Below are 16,540 nucleotides of genomic sequence, written 5' to 3' on the forward strand. Positions count from 1 at the left end.
GAGCCGTGAAAAAGCGGGGCTCCGGGCTGGCGGGCAAAATTAGTCGTTGATGAAGATGGCGCCCAGCTTTTCAAGATGTTCCAACGCCTCGCCGCAACCGCGCACGACGCAGGTAAGGGGATCGTCCGCCACCACGACGGGCAGGCCGGTCTCTTCCTGCAGCAAGCGGTCCAGGTCGCGCAGCAGCGCGCCGCCGCCGGTCAGGGCGATGCCCTTGTCGGTGATGTCGGCGCCCAGTTCGGGAGGCGTCTGCTCCAGCGCGATCTTCACGGCCGAAACGATCTGGTTCAACGGATCGGTCAGCGATTCCAGGATTTCGTTGGAGGAAACCGTGAAGCTGCGCGGCACGCCTTCGGCCAGGTTGCGGCCCTTGACCTCGATCTCGCGGACTTCGGAACCCGGGAACGCCGAGCCGATTTCCTTCTTGATGAGTTCGGCGGTGGGCTCGCCGATCAGCATGCCGTAGTTGCGGCGGATGTAGTTGACGATGGCTTCGTCGAACTTGTCGCCGCCCACCCGCACGGAACCCTTGTAGACCATGCCGCCCAGCGAAATCACCGCCACCTCGGTGGTGCCGCCGCCGATGTCGACCACCATGGAGCCGCTGGCGTCGGAGACGGCCAGGCCGGCGCCGATGGCCGCGGCCATCGGTTCCTCGATCAGGAAGACGTGGGACGCGCCCGCGCCCAGGGCCGATTCGCGGATGGCGCGGCGCTCGACCTGGGTGGATCCGCAAGGCACGCAGACGATGATCCGGGGGCTGGGCGCCAGCATGTTGCGGGGGTGCACCATGCGGATGAACTGCTTGAGCATCTGCTCGGTGACCGTGAAATCGGCGATCACGCCGTCCTTCATCGGCCGGATGGCCTCGATATTGCCGGGAACGCGGCCGAGCATCTGCTTGGCCTCGTGGCCGACGGCCTGGATGATCTTCTTGCCGTGAGGCCCGCCTTCATGACGGATTGCGACCACGGAGGGCTCATCGAGCACGATGCCCTTGCCGCGGACGTAAATCAGCGTATTGGCGGTACCGAGGTCGATCGCCATATCGCTGGAAAAATAACTGCGCAGGAATCCGAACATGGGAGCTCAGCTAAATTCTGGGGGAATTGGGTTCATGCCGCGGGGCGTAGGGCCCGGTAAAGGACGGGTCCGCCTGTCATCACGGCGATTAAACCGTGAATCATAACTTATAATTTCCCCGGAAATAGCGCATAAATGCAGGCTATTCAAGCTTTGTAACGGGTTCGGCATATGCATACTGCCTTGTCCCGCCCTTCAGCCTCCGCTTATCGATTTTGCAATCCCCATGGCGCTCAACGACACAGATGTGGCCCGCATTGCCCGGCTGGCCAGAATCGAACTGACTCCCGAACAGCGCGCGCTCGCGCAAGCCGAACTCAACGGCATCCTCCACCTGATCGAACGGCTCCAGTCGGTCGACACCCAGGGCGTCGACCCCCTGGCCCACCCTCTGTCCGCCCACGAGGACATTGTGCTGCGCCTGCGTGAAGACGCCGTGACCGAAACCAGCTCGGAAGCGCGCCGCCAGGAACTCCTGGCCAATGCCCCCGACGCCCGGGACGGCCTGTTCCTGGTTCCCAAGGTCCTGGACTAAGCCATGACGAAACCCGCCCTGCACACCCAATTCGAAGGGATCGCCGGCCTGCGCGCGGCCCTTGCGCAACGCCAGGTCAGCGCCGTCGAACTCGCCCAAAGCGCCCTGGCCGCGGCCGAAGCGGCCAGCGGCCTGAACAGCTTTTTACATATTGACGCCGAATTGACGCTGGCCCAGGCCCGCGCCGCCGACGCGGCGCTGGCCGCCGGCTCGGCCGGCCCGCTGGCCGGCATCCCGATCGCCCACAAGGACGCCTTCGTCACCCGCGGCTGGCGCACCACCGCCGGCAGCAAGATGCTCGACGGCTACGTCAGCCCCTTCGACGCCACCGTCGTCGAACGGCTGGAACAGGCCGGCGCCGTGTCGCTGGGCAAGCTGAACTGCGACGAATTCGCCATGGGTTCCGGCAACGAGAACTCCGCCTACGGCGCCGTGAAGAACCCCTGGGACCACGCCGCCGTGCCCGGCGGCTCCTCGGGCGGCTCGGCCGCCGCCGTGGCGGCCCGTCTGGTGGCCGCCGCCACCGGCACCGACACCGGCGGCTCGGTGCGCCAGCCCGCCGCGCTGTGCGGCGTCAGCGGCATCAAGCCCACCTACGGCACGGTATCGCGCTACGGCATGGTGGCCTTCGGCTCCAGCCTGGACCAGGCCGGCCCGCTGGCCCCCAGCAGCCGCGACCTGCTCGAACTGCTCGATCCCATGAGCGGATTCGACCCGCGCGACGCCACCAGCCTGGAAAAATGCGATGGCGCCGTGAACGAACCCGGCCGCGTCCGGCGCGATTTCGACGCCGCGCAGGGCCGTTTCGACGCCGCGGGCAGCCAGCCGCTCCAGGGCCTGCGCATCGGCGTGCCCGACGAATACTTCGGCGCCGGCCTGGCGCCGGACGTGGCCGCCGCGGTCGAGGCGGCGCTGGCCCAGTTCGAAGCGCTGGGCGCCGTGCGCGTGCCGGTATCGCTGCCGCGCACCGAACTGGCCATTCCGGCCTATTACGTGATCGCCCCCGCCGAAGCGTCCAGCAACCTGGCCCGCTACGACGGCGTGCGCTACGGCCACCGCGCCGCCCAGTACGGCGACCTGAACGAAATGATCAGCCGCTCGCGGGCCGAGGGCTTCGGCGACGAGGTCAAGCGCCGCATCCTGATCGGCACCTACGTGCTGTCCCACGGCTACTACGACGCCTACTACCTGCAAGCCCAGCGCCTGCGCCGCCTGATCGCCCAGGACTTCCAGCGCGCCTACGCCGGCCAGTGCGACGTGATCATGGGGCCGGTGACCCCCACGGTCGCCAAAAACATCGGCGACAACCGCGACGATCCCACGGCCGACTGGCTGGCCGACGTCTACACGCTGGGCGTGAGCCTGGCCGGCCTGCCGGCCATGTCGATCCCCTGCGGCTTTGGTGGAACGGGCAACCAGCGCCCGGTCGGCCTGCAAATCATCGGCAACTATTTCGACGAAGGCCGTCTGCTGGCCATCGCCGACCGCTACCAACAAGCGACGGACTGGCATAAGCGTGCCCCCGTCCAGCAAGGCTGAGAAAATGAACTGGGAAATCGTCATCGGCCTGGAAACGCACACCCAGCTTTCCACCGGCTCCAAGATCTTCTCGGGCAGCAGCACCCAATTCGGCGCCGCGCCCAACACGCAAGCCAACGAAGTCGACCTGGCGCTGCCGGGCAGCCTGCCCGTCATGAACCGCGGCGCCGCCGAACGCGCCATCCGTTTCGGCCTGGCGGTGGGCGCCGAGATCGCGCCGCGCTCGGTCTTCGCCCGCAAGAACTACTTCTACCCCGACCTGCCCAAGGGCTACCAGATCAGCCAGTACGAGCTGCCGGTGGTCGTGGGCGGCACGCTGTCGTTCTTCGTCGGCGAGGAAGAAAAAACCGTCAACCTGACCCGCGCCCACCTGGAAGAAGACGCCGGCAAGTCCCTGCACGACGACTTCAACCTGGCCAACGGCGCCCCCGCCAGCGGTATCGACCTGAACCGCGCCGGCACGCCCCTGCTGGAAATCGTGACGGAACCCGAAATGCGCTCGGCCGCCGAGGCCGTGGCCTATGCCCGCGCCCTGCACAGCCTGGTCGTGTGGCTGGGCATCTGCGACGGCAACATGCAGGAAGGCTCGTTCCGCTGCGACGCCAACGTGTCGGTCCGCCCGGTGGGCCAGAAGGAATTCGGCACCCGCACCGAGATCAAGAACGTAAACTCGTTCCGCTTCCTCGAACGCGCCATCACCTATGAAGCGCGCCGCCAGATCGAGCTGATCGAAGACGGCGGCACCGTGGTCCAGGAAACCCGCCTGTACGACGCCGACCGCGACGAAACCCGCAGCATGCGCAGCAAGGAAGACGCGCACGACTACCGCTACTTCCCGGATCCCGACCTGCCCACGCTGGTGATCTCCAGCGCCTGGGTGGACGAAGTGCGCGCCGCCATGCCCGAACTGCCGGCCGCGCTGCGCGTCCGCTTCGAGTCCGACTACGGCCTGACCGCCTACGACGCGGCCCAGCTCAGCGCCAGCCGCGGCCTGGCCGCCTACTTCGAGGCGGTGGCCCAGGCCCTGCCCGCCGGCCAGGCCAAGCTGGCCGCCAACTGGATCATGGGCGAAGTGGCCGCGACGCTGAACAAGGAAGAAAAGGACATCGCCGACTCGCCCGTGCAGGCGCCCGCCCTGGCCGCCCTGATCGGCCGCATCATCGACGGCACCATCTCCAACAAGATCGCCCGCGAAGTCTTCGGCGCCATGTGGGCCGGCGAAAACGGCGGCCAGCCCGACGCCATCATCGAGGCCCGCGGCCTGAAACAGATCAGCGACACGGGCGCCATCGGCGCCATGATCGACGAGGTGCTGGCGGCCAACCCGGCCATCGTGGAAGAGTACCGGGCCGGCAAGCAGAAGGCGTTCAACTCGCTGGTCGGCCAGATCATGAAGGCCGCGCGCGGCAAGGCCAACCCGCAGCAGGTGAACGACCTGCTGAAGCAGAAGCTGGACGGCTGATCATCTGCGGAGCACGCCCTTCAACGGCTGCGCTCACGAGGTATCAGACGAAACGAAGGGCCGCGGCATCTTGCCGCGGCCTTTTGTTTGGCCAAGAATGATCTGGTCGATTTTTGATCAGAGGCTTAGGCCATGACCATTCCCTACATTGCTGTTCCGCAGGAACACCTCCCCGACCGGTTGGACGAACTTATTCAAGCCGCGCGAGACGGGGCTCGCGTCGTCATCACGCGCGACGGCCAAGCACATGCGCAGATCTGTCCGGTCAATCCGCTATTGACCGAAGACGCCCACAATGCGATAGAAGAACTCAAGAATTTCCCCAAGGTTCCCTACATCGACGAAGCCACTTGGTGGTACATCGTCAAAGGGGTGCACGAATGAAACTCGTGCTGGACGCATCAGTCGCGCTGAGTTGGCTGCACTTGCCAAGCCAACCCTTTCGTTCACAGGCCATGGAAATACTGAATGGCCTGTATGGCAGGCCCGCTTATGTTCCGGTGGTCTGGCCGCTGGAGGTCGCCCAGGGCGCATTGCGCGTGGAGCGAGCCAAGGCGGCGGCCCCCGACGTCTTGGCACAGTTTGCACTGACGTTGTGGGACGCTCCCGTCGTCCACGACCCTCGTCCGCCGACGCAATGGCTAGAGCTCAGCGTATCGTTGGCCCGGGCGCACGGGCTCACCGTATATGACGCATCCTATCTCGAACTGGCCTTGACCGCCGACGCCGCGCTCGCCACGTTCGACCGCAAACTGGCTTCCGCTGCGCGCACGCTAGGCGTAGAACTGGCCGCGCAAACGAACCAGTTGGCCGAGCCGGCCGCTAGCTATGGCAAAAACGAAGAAACCGTCCGCCATGAAGCAGGCGCTGAAGCATCGGCCCGCCTGTCGCCATCAATACGCTACACCCCGTACTTCGTCCGGTAGGCCAGCACCGCGTCGCGGTGTTCGGCAAACGACGCGTCGTCCTGCAGCAGGGCCAGGATGTCCGACAGCGAAGCGATCGACACCACCGGGATGCCGTAGGTCTTCGCCACGTCCTGCACGGCGGAATGGGCCGACAGGGCGTCGTCCGGGCCCGCGCGTTCCATGCGGTCCATGGCGATCAGCACGGCGGCCGGCTCGGCGCCCGCGGCGCGGATGATTTCCACCGACTCGCGCACCGAGGTGCCCGCCGTGATCACGTCGTCGATGATGACGACCTTGCCTTGCAGCGGCGCGCCCACCAGCGTGCCGCCTTCCCCGTGGTCCTTGGCTTCCTTGCGGTTGTACGCGAACGGCACATCGCCGCGGCCCTGCATGCCGGGATGGGCGGCCAGCGCGACGGCCGTCGCCGTGGCCAGCGGGATGCCCTTGTAGGCCGGCCCGAACAGCATATCGAAGGCCACGCCGGAATCCAGCAGCGCCTGGGCGTAAAACTGAGCCAGCTTGCCGACCGAACCGCCGCTGTTGAACAGGCCCGCGTTGAAGAAATAGGGACTGATGCGGCCCGACTTGACCTTGAAGCTGCCGAAGCGCAGCACGCCTTCGTTCAAGGCGAAGCGGACGAAATCGAGGGCGGTGGCGGAGGAATGGGCGGCGGTCATGCGAGAGGGTCCGGTAGGTGGCAAACGCTGGCATTTTATCCGTTGTCAGGGCTATTCCCGGGCATCGGCGCCGAGTCGGTTAAATTCCTGGCATTGTCCGGCCCCTCAAGGCCGCCCTACAGGAGTTTCGCTTTGCTGCGCATTACGTCGCTCAATCTCAATGGCATCCGGTCCGCCTTCCGCAAGGGCCTGCAACCCTGGATGGAGAAGCACGCCGCCGACGTGCTTTGCCTGCAGGAAATCAAGGTCTCGCACGACGACCTGACCGAGGACCTGCGCCATCCGCCCGGCTACACCGGCCATTTCCACCATGCCGTGAAGAAAGGCTACAGCGGCGTCGGCATCTACCTGCGCAACGCGGCCGAACGCGTGCACACAGGCCTGGGCTGCGAGGAATTCGACCCCGAGGGCCGCATCATCCGCGCGGACTGGAAGAACCTGTCGGTGATCAGCGCCTACCTGCCGTCGGGCTCCAGCGGCGACGAACGCCAGCAGGCGAAGTACCGCTTCCTGGACCGCTTCGGCCCCTGGATCGACAGCCTGATGCACGAGCACCGGACCACCGGCCGCGAGTTCGTCATCTGCGGCGACTGGAACATCGCGCACAAGGAAATCGACCTGAAGAACTGGAAGGGCAACATGAAGAATTCGGGCTTCCTGCCCGAAGAGCGCGCCTGGCTGACGGACGTCTTCGACAAGCGCGGCTTCGTGGACGTGTTCCGCACCATCGACGACCGGCCCGACCAATACACCTGGTGGAGCAACCGCGGCCAGGCCTGGGCCAAGAACGTCGGGTGGCGCATCGACTACCAGATCGCGACGCCGGGCATCGCGGCGCGCGCCCGCAACGTAGCCATCTACAAGGACGAGCGCTTCTCGGACCACGCTCCGCTGACGATCGACTACGACACCACGCTCTGATCCGGGCCGGCGCCAGCGGCCCCTGCTTCCCGCAGCGATGCCGCCGCCTCCCGCCGCAGCCAGCCCAGGAACGCCGCCGCCCGGGGATCCTCGGCGCAGGGCCGCGGCGACAACAGGAAATAGGCCGAACCGTCGCGCACGAAACCGCAGGGCGCCGCCAGCCGGCGGTCGCGCACGGCGTCGCACGCCATCAGCGCGGACCCGATCGCCACCCCCAGCCCCGCGGCGGCGGCCTGCAGGCTCAGGTAGAAATGTTCATAGACCGGCCCCGCGCGCCTCGGGGGCTTCATGCCCGAGGCCTGGGACCATTGCCGCCAGGCCTGCGGCCGCGTTGCGCTGCCCAGCGCCGGCGCGCCGCCCCAGGCATCGCCGGCCGGGCCGGCGGTTGCGGCCTCGGGCAGGCCCGGCCGGCATACCGGCCCCGTCCATTCCTCGCACACGCGCTCGGCATGCAGCGCGGCATCCCACTCGAAGTCATTGCGGCGCAGCGCCACGTCCACGCCCCGGGCGGCGAAATCCAGGGGGCCGCCCGCCGCGTACAGGTGCACCTGTACGCCGGGGTGGATCCGCTGGAATTCAGGCAGCCGCGGAATCAGCCACATCATGGCGATCGTCGGTTCGCAGGACAGCACCAGCGGCGCGTCGGCCGCGGGCGGGCTCAGCTTCGCCAGGCCCACCGCCAACTGCTCGAACAGGGCGCGGGTGAGGTCGAATAGCTGCCTGCCCGGATCGGTCAGGAAAACACCCCGGTTCCGGCGTTCGAACAAGGCCAGCCCCAGGCTGTCCTCAAGCAGCCTGACCTGGCGGCTGACCGCGCCATGGGTCACGTGCAGTTCCTCCGCCGCCTTGCCGAACGCCTGGTGGCGGGCGGCGGCATCGAAGACGCGCAAGGCATTGAGCGGCGGCAGCTTCATGGCAATCGGTGATTTTTTCTGACGGATAGCCGGCATTAAAAATCGTTTTTGCGATACGCGCCAGCGCCGCACAATGCCGGCTCCGTTCACCGCCAGTCCCGCCCCGCCATGACCGAACTGATCGCCGTCGCCCTCATCACTATTCTCGCCGTCGTCAGCCCGGGACCGGACTTCGCCATGGTCACGCGGTACAGCTATCTGTACGGCCGGCGCATCGGCCTGATCTGCGCCGCCGGCATCGCGCTGGGCGTGCAGGTGCACGTGTTCTATACGATGTTCGGCGTGAGCCTGCTGGCCCGCCACGCGCAATCCGTGCTGCAGGGCGTCAAACTGGCGGGCGCCTGCTATCTGGCCTACATGGGCTGGAAGACCTTCTTCAACCGCACGCCGGTCGACCGCGACCTTTCCACCCGCCCGGCGATCTCGGGCCGGCAGGCGCTGTACAGCGGCTTCCTGACCAACGCGCTCAATCCCAAGACCACCTTGTTCGTCGTCAGCACCTATACCCAGCTTGTGTCGCCCGGCACGCCGCTGGCCTGGCAGTTCGGCTATGGGCTGTTCATGTCGTTCGCGCATTGGCTCTGGTTCAGCGCCGTGGCGTGGTCGATCTCCTCGCCGCTGCTGCGCCAGACCCTGCTGGACCACCAGAGGACGGCCGACCGCGTGGTGGGGGCCGTTCTGATGGCGCTGGGCGGCGCCCTGGCCGTCGCGCAGATATGAACTGTCTCCGGGGCGTGATCTTTCTCAAATAAATAAATGGGGACGTATAATTTAGAATTGCCGGCTCGACCAGTGCCCCGAAGGCCTCCCACAACCCGATTTCGACCCTGGCGGTCACCTGGCGAGCCAATTCTCCATAGGAGAATTAATTGGGGACAAATTAATTTCCCCAGTAAATTCAAGCCAATTCATGAAAAACCCATGGTTTTCAGACGCCAAGGCGCTTTTCGCACATAAATACGTCCCTAATTATAGGACTGCAAAAAGAGCTTTGATATCAAGGTGATGGCGCACTTTCCGGCTTTGCGCAGAGCAACAATTTAGCCCTACAATTCCGCACCATACAGGTGCGACCTTGCACCAAAACCGTGTATTTCGCGCCCCAATACGGCGCAGCCCGCACCTATTCGAAGCACCCCCAAGGAGATCATGTTGAAAGTGCAGAGTCTGGACGACTTCCTGCGTGGCGTCGCCGCGCGCGACCCGCAACAGCCTGAATTCATGCAAGCCGTCCAGGAGGTGATGCTGAGCCTGTGGCCTTTCATCGAACAGCACCCCCATTACGCCGAGCACGCCCTGCTGGAGCGCCTGGTGGAACCGGAACGCGTGATCCAGTTCCGCGTGTGCTGGACCGATGACCAGGGCCGCGCCCAGGTCAACCGCGCTTTCCGCATCCAGCACAGCTCGGCCATCGGCCCGTTCAAGGGCGGCATGCGCTTCCACCCCTCGGTGAACCTGTCCATCCTGAAGTTCCTGGCCTTCGAACAGACCCTCAAGAACTCGCTGACCACGCTGCCCATGGGCGGCGGCAAGGGCGGCTCCGATTTCGATCCCAAGGGCAAGTCCGACGCCGAAGTCATGCGTTTCTGCCAGGCCCTGATGATCGAGCTGTACCGCCACCTGGGCCCGGACACCGACGTGCCGGCCGGCGACATCGGCGTGGGCGCGCGCGAAGTCGGCTTCATGGCCGGCATGATGAAAAAGCTGTCCAACTCGACCGCCAGCGTGTTCACCGGCAAGGGCCTGACTTTCGGCGGCAGCCTGATCCGCCCCGAAGCCACCGGCTACGGCACGGTGTACTTCGCCGAAGAAATGCTCAAGCGCGTGGGCCGCTCCTTCGATGGCCTGCGCGTGTCCGTGTCGGGCTCCGGCAACGTCGCGCAATACGCGATCGAAAAAGCCATGGCGCTGGGCGCCAAGGTCGTCACCGTGTCGGACTCGAACGGCACCGTCGTGGACGAAGCCGGCTTCACGCACGAGAAGCTGGTTGCGCTGATGCACATCAAGAACGACCTGCGCGGCCGCCTGGACACGTACGCCCGCCAATTCGGCCTGAAGTACGAAGAAGGCAAGCGTCCGTGGCACGTGCCCGTGGACGTGGCCCTGCCCTGCGCCACCCAGAACGAACTGGAACTGGACGATGCGCAGACGCTGATCAAGAACGGCGTGATCTGCGTCGCCGAAGGCGCCAACATGCCGGCCACGCTGGAAGCCGCCAAGGCCTTCATCGCCGCCCGCGTGCTGTACGCCCCGGGCAAGGCCAGCAACGCCGGCGGCGTGGCCGTATCCGGGCTGGAAATGGCCCAGAACTCGGCCCGCCTGTCCTGGACGCGCGAAGAGGTCGACACCCGCCTGCATGCCATCATGCGCGACATCCACGAAAACTGCGTGCGCCACGGCCACACCGAACGCGAATACGTCAACTACCTGGACGGCGCCAACATCGCCGGTTTCGTGAAGGTGGCCGACGCCATGCGCCAGCAAGGGCTGTACTAGTCCCCCCCCGAAGCGCTGCGCGCTTCCCCCCCAGGGGGGCGCCGCTGCGGACCGGCGGAGCCCGGCTCCGCGCGGCCCCGATCGGGGCAGGTCTTGCCTCGTGGGTAGATGCCGGTCAAAGCGGGCGATCTAGCCCGGTGTCTGCCAGGTGTCTGACACCCATGTGAGACAGGCTTCAGCATGCGCGGGCGTGCCCTGGGTGTCAGACACCACCCGAGACTGAGACACCCCCCGAGACTGAACGCCGACAGCCCAGCGGCAGCCTAGTGCTTCATCATGCCGTGGTCCATGCCGCCGTGGCCCATGCCCGGATTGTGCGACGCGGGCTTGACCTTGAACTGCACGGCCACTTCGCCCGCCTTTTCGAACTTCAGCGTGGCCGGCACCGTGCCGCCTTCGGCGAACGGGGCCTTCAGCTTGATGAACATGACGTGGTAGCCGCCGGGGCTCAGCTTGACCTCGGTATCGGCCGGCAAGGCGATGCCGCCTTCCACCTGGCGCATCTTCGACACGCCGTTTTCGGTCTGCACCGTGTGCAATTCGACGCGCTCGGCGGCGTCCGACGCGACCGACAGCAAGCGATCCGCGGCCTTGGCGTCGTTGTCGATATCCATATACCCCGCGCCGTTGGACTGGCCCGGCGCGGAGGCGCGAACCCAGAGGTCGTCGATCTCGACCTCGCCAACCTTGTAGTCCTTCGCCCAGGCCGTCCCGGCCGTGCACAGGCCCAGGGCGGCGATGACAGCGAGCTTGCGGATGTTCATGGGTTGTTCTCCTAAGGGGTTAACGCCGCCGGACCAGGCTGCGGGCGGCTGACAGAACCGAATCGGTCAGGGCTTCCATCGCTTCGGAGTTTACCCGCCAATGCTGCCAATACAGCGGCACGTCTTCCCATGCGCGCCCCCGAAGCAGCATCAACTGACCTGCGTCAAGATGCTCCTGCACCAGCGGCAGGGGATTCATGGTCCAGCCCAGGCCGCCCAGCGTGGCCTGCACGAACGCGCGGGTGGACGGCACCCACCAGACCGGCGGCTGCCAGGGCGCGGGATCCGCGATCTTGTGCGCGAAGCGGGCCTGCAAGGCGTCCTTGCGGTTGAATACCAGCACCGGCGCCTGCGCCAGCGTTTGCGCGTTCACGCCCTGCGAGAAATAGCGCTTGTGGAACGCCGGCGTGCACGTCGCCACGTAGCGCATGCTGCCCAGCGCGTGGATGCGGCAGCCCTGGACCGGCTCCGCCAGCGCGGTCACGGCGCCCAGCACCGAACCGTTGCGCAGCAACGCGGCCGTGTGGTCCTGGTCTTCCGACTGCATGTCCAGCGTGGCCCGGGTGCGCGCCGAGAACTGCACGGCCGCCTCGACGAACCAGGTCTCCAGGCTGTCGTGGTTGACCGCCACGGGGATGCTGGCGTAGGGCACGTCGTCGTCCGCGACCCCCAGCCGGTTCAGGGCGTCGTGTTCCAGCAGCGCCGTCTGCTCCGCCAGCCGGACCAGCACCTGCCCGTCCGACGTGGCCGCCGCCGGCACCGTGCGCTGCACCAGCAGGCGGCCCATGCGGTCTTCCAGCGCCTTGATCCGCTGCGACACGGCGGACGGCGTGACGCTGAGGGCCAGCGCGGCCCGCTCGAAACTGCCTTCGCGCACCACCGCGGCCAGGGCCCGCAGGTTCCCGTGATCGATTTTCATAAGATTAGTTTTACTTAATATAGTGAAGAAAAATTAGCTTTATTTCATTCACTTGGCAAGGGAAAATAGCGCATTGCCGGTACTCCTCCCGTGGCCGGCGCGATTATCGAAGCGCCGCCACAGGCGCAGCAGTCATAGGTGTTTGCATCATGTTCGCCACGTTGTCCTCCCCCCTTTTCTTCACTGCCTGGGCCAGCGGAACGGCCACCGGGCTGGGCCTGTTCGCCGTCGTGGGCGCGCAAAGCGCGTTCATCCTGCGCCAGGGGCTGATGCGGGCGCATCTGCTGAGCGTGGTCGCCATTTGCGCGCTGATCGACGCCGTCTTCATCTTCGCCAGCGTCTCCGGGCTGCAGGCCCTCACGTCCTGGTTCCCCTGGCTGACGACCGCCGTGCTGTGGTTCGGGGTCGCCTTCCTGTCCTGGTACGCCCTGCAATCGGCGCGCCGCGCCTGGACCGCCACGGGCGGGCTGGCCGCCGCGCGCGACGTGGTCCCCTCGCGCCGCGCCGCGATGCTGGGCGCCCTGGGTTTCTCGCTGCTGAACCCGCACTTCTGGCTGGACATGGTGGTGGTCGGCTCGCTGGCGCACGGCTTCGAGGACGCCCGCATGGCGTTCGCCGCCGGCGCGTTCACGGCCAGCCTGCTGTGGCTGGCGGTGCTCGGCATCGGCTCGCGCGTGTTCGCGCCGTTCTTCGCCAGCGCTTCCGCCTGGCGCGTGCTGGACGGCGTCATCGCCGCGGTCATGGCCGCGCTGGCGGTCAGCCTGGCCTTGAAGGGCGTGTAAGCGCGCGAGGCCCCGATCCGGCGTTCCGCCCGCCTGGCGCCCGCGTCCTTATAATCGGTCCGTTGCCACTTTTTCGTCGGGCGCAGCCGGCCCTCCAGACGATCATGCGCGGACCTTCCCCCAAAGACGTGCGCCTGCCACCGCTGGCCGCCATCCAGGCGTTCGAAGCGGCCGCGCGCCTGGGCTCCTTCGAACGCGCCAGCGAAGAACTCTTCGTCACCGCCAGCGCCATCGGCAAACGCATCGCCGCGCTGGAAGCCTTGCTGGACGTCTCCCTATTCATCCGCAGCAGCCGGGGCGCGACGCTGAGTTCGGCCGGGCGCGAATACCTGGAACAGGTGCGCACCGCGCTGGACCTGCTGTCGGACGCCTCGCTGCACAAGCGCGGCGAGCCCAAGCCCGAACCGCTGCGCGTGGTGTCCACGCCGACCTTCGCCCGGCAGGTCTTGATCCCCTACCTGCCGGGCTTCACCGCCGCGCACCCCGACGTGGAGCTGGAGATCATGCTGTCCATTCCCTACCTGGACATCATGCCGCCCAACGCGGACGTCTGGATCCGCTTCGGCAGCGGCAAGCACCCCGGGCTGCATGCGCGCCCGCTCACCCAGGACCCGGTATTCGCGGTCTGCGCGCCGGGCTACCGCGACGCGCGCGGCCCCTTCAGGCGGCCCGCGGACCTGGCCCGGGCGCAGTTGCTGCGCTGCCCGATGGAGCCCTGGCGCCCCTGGCTGGACGCCGCGGGGCTGGACTGGCCGGAACCCTCCCGCGGCGTGTGGCTGGTCGACCTGGGCATGATGCTGGCGGCCGCGCGCGCCGGCCAGGGCATCGCGCTCACGCGCCGCACGCTGGCCGCGGAGTGGCTGGACGAAGGCAAGCTGGTGCGCGTGCTGGACATCGAAATCCCCGGCGAATCCCAGTACTACTTGTGCACCGAAGCCTCGCGCCCGCCCGGCGGCGCGCGCCAAGCGTTTTCCCTATGGCTGGAAGATGTCTGCAAACGGGCATCCCAATGGCCATGCGGCCTGCGGGCCGGTCAGGAATAAATTTCCAGCCCGGGGCGGAACGAAATTCCGCGCAGCGCGCCGCCACGCTGGCTAGGATGCGGCCAACGCAACTGTCCCATTGCCCCAAGGCGCGCTCCGGGCCCATACCTTTCGTTCCACCCCGATGCTGCATTGCAGCGCATGACCGGGGACCCCGTGCGCCCGTACTAGGTATTTACGCGGAAAAACCCCGCCGGGTCAGATTCGCGTAAGCGATTGGGCAGACAGTCACGACACGCAGCACAGGAGAAGCGCCGCCACACCCCGGCGCAGGCATAAGGTTTTCCACGCAGTTCTACCAATTACAACGGAGACATCCATGGATTTTCGTTTGAAGGTGCTAGCAGGAGCCCTCGCATTTGCCGCAATGGCCGCAAGCCACGCCGCCGACCCGATCAAGATCGGCGTGGCCGGCCCCTACACCGGAGGCTCGTCCTCCATGGGCGTCAGCATGCGCGACGGCGTGCGCCTGGCCATTGAAGAAATCAACAAGAACGGCGGGGTGCTGGGCCGGCAACTGGTCGCCGTGGAACGCGACGACGAAGCCAAGAACGAGCGCGGCGTGCAGATCGCCCAGGAACTGATCAACAAGGAACAGGTCGCGGCCACCGTCGGCTACATCAACACCGGCGTGGCGCTGGCCTCGCAACGCTTCTACCAGGACGCCAAGATCCCGGTGTTCAACAACGTGGCCACGGGCAGCGTCATCACGCACCAGTTCAAGGCCCCCGAATACCCGGACAACTATGTGTTCCGCAACGCGGCGCACGACAGCATCCAGGCCCCGATGATCGTCGAGGAAGCGATCACGCGCCGCGGCTACAAGAAGGTCGCCATCCTGGCCGATTCCACCAACTACGGCCAACTGGGCCGCGAGGATCTGGAAAAAGCCCTGGACAGCAAGGGCATCAAGCCCGTGGCGGTGGAGAAGTTCAACATCAAGGACGTCGACATGACGGCCCAGTTGCTGAAGGCCAAGTCCGCCGGCGCCGAAGCCGTGCTGACCTATGGCATCGGCCCCGAACTGGCCCAGATCGCCAACGGCATGACCAAGCTGGGCTGGAAGGTGCCGATCATCGGTAGCTGGACGCTCTCCATGGCCAACTACATCGACAACTCCGGCGCCAACGGAGAAGGCGCGCGCATGCCGCAAACCTTCATCCAGGACCCGGACACGCCCAAGCGCAAGGCGTTCATCGATGCCTACCTGGCCAAGTTCAAGCCCAAGAACAACCGCATCGACTCTCCGGTGTCGGCGGCCCAGGGCTATGACTCGATCTTCCTGCTGGCGGCCGCCTTCAAGCAGGCCAATTCCACCGACGGCCCGAAGGTCCGCGAAGCGCTGGAAAACCTGCAAACGCCCGTCGAAGGCGTGGTGATGACCTACAACAAGCCGTTCAACCACGACAACCACGACGCGATCACGGCGAAGGAAGTGGTCATCGGCGAGGTCAAGGGCGGCCGTGTAGTCAAGGCCAACTAGGTCCCGCAGCGCACTTGGCGGCGGCTGCCCGGCCGCCGCCGTCCGCGTCCTGCCCGCCAGGACGCGGGCATGCCGCCGCCTGAAAACAGCGTTCTGCCCACGGGGGTTGGGACGGAACCACAGCGCTTCAAGACACACACCATGATTCTTCTACAGCTCATCTATAGCGGTATCGCGCTGGGCATGATCTATGCCGTCATCGCGTTCGGATACCAGCTCACCTTCTCCACGTCGGGCACGCTGAACTTCGGCCAGGGCGAAGCCCTGATGCTGGGCGCGCTGGTCGGCCTCACCCTGGTCGGACTGGGCGTGAACTACTGGGTGATGATTCCCATCGTCTGCATCTTCGGCTTCGCGCAGGGCGCGCTGGTCGAGCGCGTGGGCGTTCGGCCCGCCATCAAGACCCGCTCCGAATTCGGCTGGATCATGGCCACCATCGCGCTGGGCATCATCTTCAAGAACGTGGCCGAGAACATCTGGGGCCGCGACGACCTGCGCTTTCCCTCGCCGCTGCCCGAAGCGCCGATCCAGGTGCTGGGCGCCAACGTCCTGCCGATGGAGCTGCTGGTGGTGTTCGGCGCGCTGGCGATGATGCTGCTGGTGGAAATCTTCAACCGCAAGTCCATCTACGGCAAGGCCTTCGTCGCCACCTCGAACGACCGCGACGCGGCCGGCCTGATGGGCATCAACACCGGCATGGTGATCACGTTTTCCTATGCCCTGTCGTCGCTGACCGCCGCGTTCGCCGGCGTGCTGGTGGCGCCGCTGACGCTGACCGGCGCCACCATGGGCGCGGTGCTGGGCCTGAAGGCCTTCGCGGTCGCCATCATCGGCGGCCTGTCCAGCGGCATGGGCGTCGTGGTGGGCGGGCTCATCCTGGGCATCGCCGAAACGACCACCGGTTTCTATCTTTCCACGGGATACAAAGACGTGCCTGGATTGGTCCTGCTGCTGCTCGTCCTGACCTTCAAACCCGCCGGCCTGTTCGGCAAGACCGCGATCAAGAAGGTGTGA

17 protein-coding genes are annotated in these 16,540 nt (G+C 66.3%); 12 read left to right on the plus strand and 5 right to left on the minus strand.

Annotated features, from left to right (window positions below):
• Positions 1–39 precede the first annotated feature (39 nt).
• Positions 40–1,083, minus strand: coding sequence for a rod shape-determining protein (locus WHX56_RS03105; RefSeq protein WP_006216320.1), 1,044 nt, complete (start codon positions 1,081–1,083; stop codon positions 40–42).
• Between the two features lie 226 nt (positions 1,084–1,309).
• On the opposite strand from WHX56_RS03105, the gene gatC reads away from it, so the two are divergent.
• The 5 genes from gatC (at position 1,310) to WHX56_RS03130 (ending at position 5,545) form a co-directional block, all read left to right on the plus strand.
• Positions 1,310–1,618 carry an Asp-tRNA(Asn)/Glu-tRNA(Gln) amidotransferase subunit GatC gene (gene gatC / locus WHX56_RS03110; protein WP_129240351.1) on the plus strand — a complete coding sequence of 103 codons (309 nt, stop codon included), beginning with the start codon at positions 1,310–1,312 and terminating at the stop codon, positions 1,616–1,618.
• Positions 1,619–1,621: 3 nt separating this feature from the next.
• Entirely contained in the window at positions 1,622–3,157 is a 1,536-nt protein-coding gene (gene gatA, locus WHX56_RS03115) for an Asp-tRNA(Asn)/Glu-tRNA(Gln) amidotransferase subunit GatA (protein ID WP_338880375.1), read from the plus strand.
• Between the two features lie 4 nt (positions 3,158–3,161).
• On the plus strand, positions 3,162–4,619 hold the full coding sequence (gene gatB, locus WHX56_RS03120; protein ID WP_129240354.1) for an Asp-tRNA(Asn)/Glu-tRNA(Gln) amidotransferase subunit GatB: 1,458 nt from the start codon (positions 3,162–3,164) through the stop codon (positions 4,617–4,619).
• 132 nt (positions 4,620–4,751) lie between these two features.
• Positions 4,752–5,003, plus strand: coding sequence for a hypothetical protein (locus tag WHX56_RS03125; RefSeq protein ID WP_287754444.1), 252 nt, complete (start codon positions 4,752–4,754; stop codon positions 5,001–5,003).
• Positions 5,000–5,545, plus strand: a complete 546-nt coding sequence (locus WHX56_RS03130; RefSeq protein WP_338880379.1) for a type II toxin-antitoxin system VapC family toxin — start codon at positions 5,000–5,002, stop codon at positions 5,543–5,545. Before WHX56_RS03125 ends, WHX56_RS03130 begins: the two co-directional genes overlap by 4 nt.
• Here WHX56_RS03130 and pyrE read toward each other — a convergent pair.
• Positions 5,521–6,204 (minus strand): orotate phosphoribosyltransferase, encoded by a 684-nt coding sequence (pyrE, locus tag WHX56_RS03135; RefSeq protein ID WP_338880381.1) that lies wholly within the window; start codon positions 6,202–6,204, stop codon positions 5,521–5,523. The genes WHX56_RS03130 and pyrE overlap by 25 nt on opposite strands.
• A 132-nt stretch (positions 6,205–6,336) precedes the next feature.
• Here pyrE and WHX56_RS03140 point away from each other — a divergent pair, with 132 nt between their 5' ends.
• Positions 6,337–7,125: an exodeoxyribonuclease III gene (locus tag WHX56_RS03140; protein ID WP_129240360.1), complete on the plus strand. Its 789-nt coding sequence runs from the start codon at positions 6,337–6,339 to the stop codon at positions 7,123–7,125.
• Here the strand turns inward: WHX56_RS03140 and WHX56_RS03145 are convergent.
• A complete protein-coding gene (locus tag WHX56_RS03145; protein WP_338880384.1) occupies positions 7,107–8,039 on the minus strand; it encodes a LysR substrate-binding domain-containing protein in 933 nt (310 codons plus the stop codon). The genes WHX56_RS03140 and WHX56_RS03145 overlap by 19 nt on opposite strands.
• Positions 8,040–8,147: 108 nt before the next feature.
• On the opposite strand from WHX56_RS03145, the gene WHX56_RS03150 reads away from it, so the two are divergent.
• Positions 8,148–8,759: a LysE family translocator gene (locus WHX56_RS03150; protein WP_338880386.1), complete on the plus strand. Its 612-nt coding sequence runs from the start codon at positions 8,148–8,150 to the stop codon at positions 8,757–8,759.
• A 429-nt stretch (positions 8,760–9,188) separates the two neighbouring features.
• Complete coding sequence (gene gdhA, locus WHX56_RS03155; RefSeq protein WP_129240367.1) at positions 9,189–10,535, plus strand: NADP-specific glutamate dehydrogenase; 1,347 nt, start codon at positions 9,189–9,191, stop codon at positions 10,533–10,535.
• 263 nt (positions 10,536–10,798) lie between these two features.
• On the opposite strand, the gene WHX56_RS03160 is transcribed toward gdhA, so the two are convergent.
• Both WHX56_RS03160 and WHX56_RS03165 read right to left on the minus strand, forming a co-directional pair.
• Positions 10,799–11,299 carry a copper chaperone PCu(A)C gene (locus tag WHX56_RS03160; RefSeq protein WP_338880388.1) on the minus strand — a complete coding sequence of 167 codons (501 nt, stop codon included), beginning with the start codon at positions 11,297–11,299 and terminating at the stop codon, positions 10,799–10,801.
• 19 nt (positions 11,300–11,318) lie between these two features.
• Positions 11,319–12,218 carry a LysR family transcriptional regulator ArgP gene (locus tag WHX56_RS03165; protein WP_129240373.1) on the minus strand — a complete coding sequence of 300 codons (900 nt, stop codon included), beginning with the start codon at positions 12,216–12,218 and terminating at the stop codon, positions 11,319–11,321.
• A 149-nt stretch (positions 12,219–12,367) separates the two neighbouring features.
• Here WHX56_RS03165 and WHX56_RS03170 point away from each other — a divergent pair, with 149 nt between their 5' ends.
• The 4 genes from WHX56_RS03170 to WHX56_RS03185 all read left to right on the plus strand — a co-directional run bounded on the left by WHX56_RS03170 (position 12,368) and on the right by WHX56_RS03185 (position 16,540).
• Complete coding sequence (locus WHX56_RS03170; protein WP_129240376.1) at positions 12,368–13,000, plus strand: LysE/ArgO family amino acid transporter; 633 nt, start codon at positions 12,368–12,370, stop codon at positions 12,998–13,000.
• 104 nt (positions 13,001–13,104) lie between these two features.
• A complete protein-coding gene (locus WHX56_RS03175) occupies positions 13,105–14,043 on the plus strand; it encodes a LysR substrate-binding domain-containing protein (RefSeq protein ID WP_165360125.1) in 939 nt (312 codons plus the stop codon).
• 319 nt (positions 14,044–14,362) lie between these two features.
• Positions 14,363–15,526, plus strand: coding sequence for an ABC transporter substrate-binding protein (locus WHX56_RS03180; protein ID WP_129240378.1), 1,164 nt, complete (start codon positions 14,363–14,365; stop codon positions 15,524–15,526).
• Between the two features lie 141 nt (positions 15,527–15,667).
• Complete coding sequence (locus tag WHX56_RS03185; protein ID WP_129240380.1) at positions 15,668–16,540, plus strand: branched-chain amino acid ABC transporter permease; 873 nt, start codon at positions 15,668–15,670, stop codon at positions 16,538–16,540.

This window comes from Achromobacter veterisilvae, assembly GCF_037619525.1.
Lineage (GTDB): Bacteria > Pseudomonadota > Gammaproteobacteria > Burkholderiales > Burkholderiaceae_B > Achromobacter > Achromobacter veterisilvae.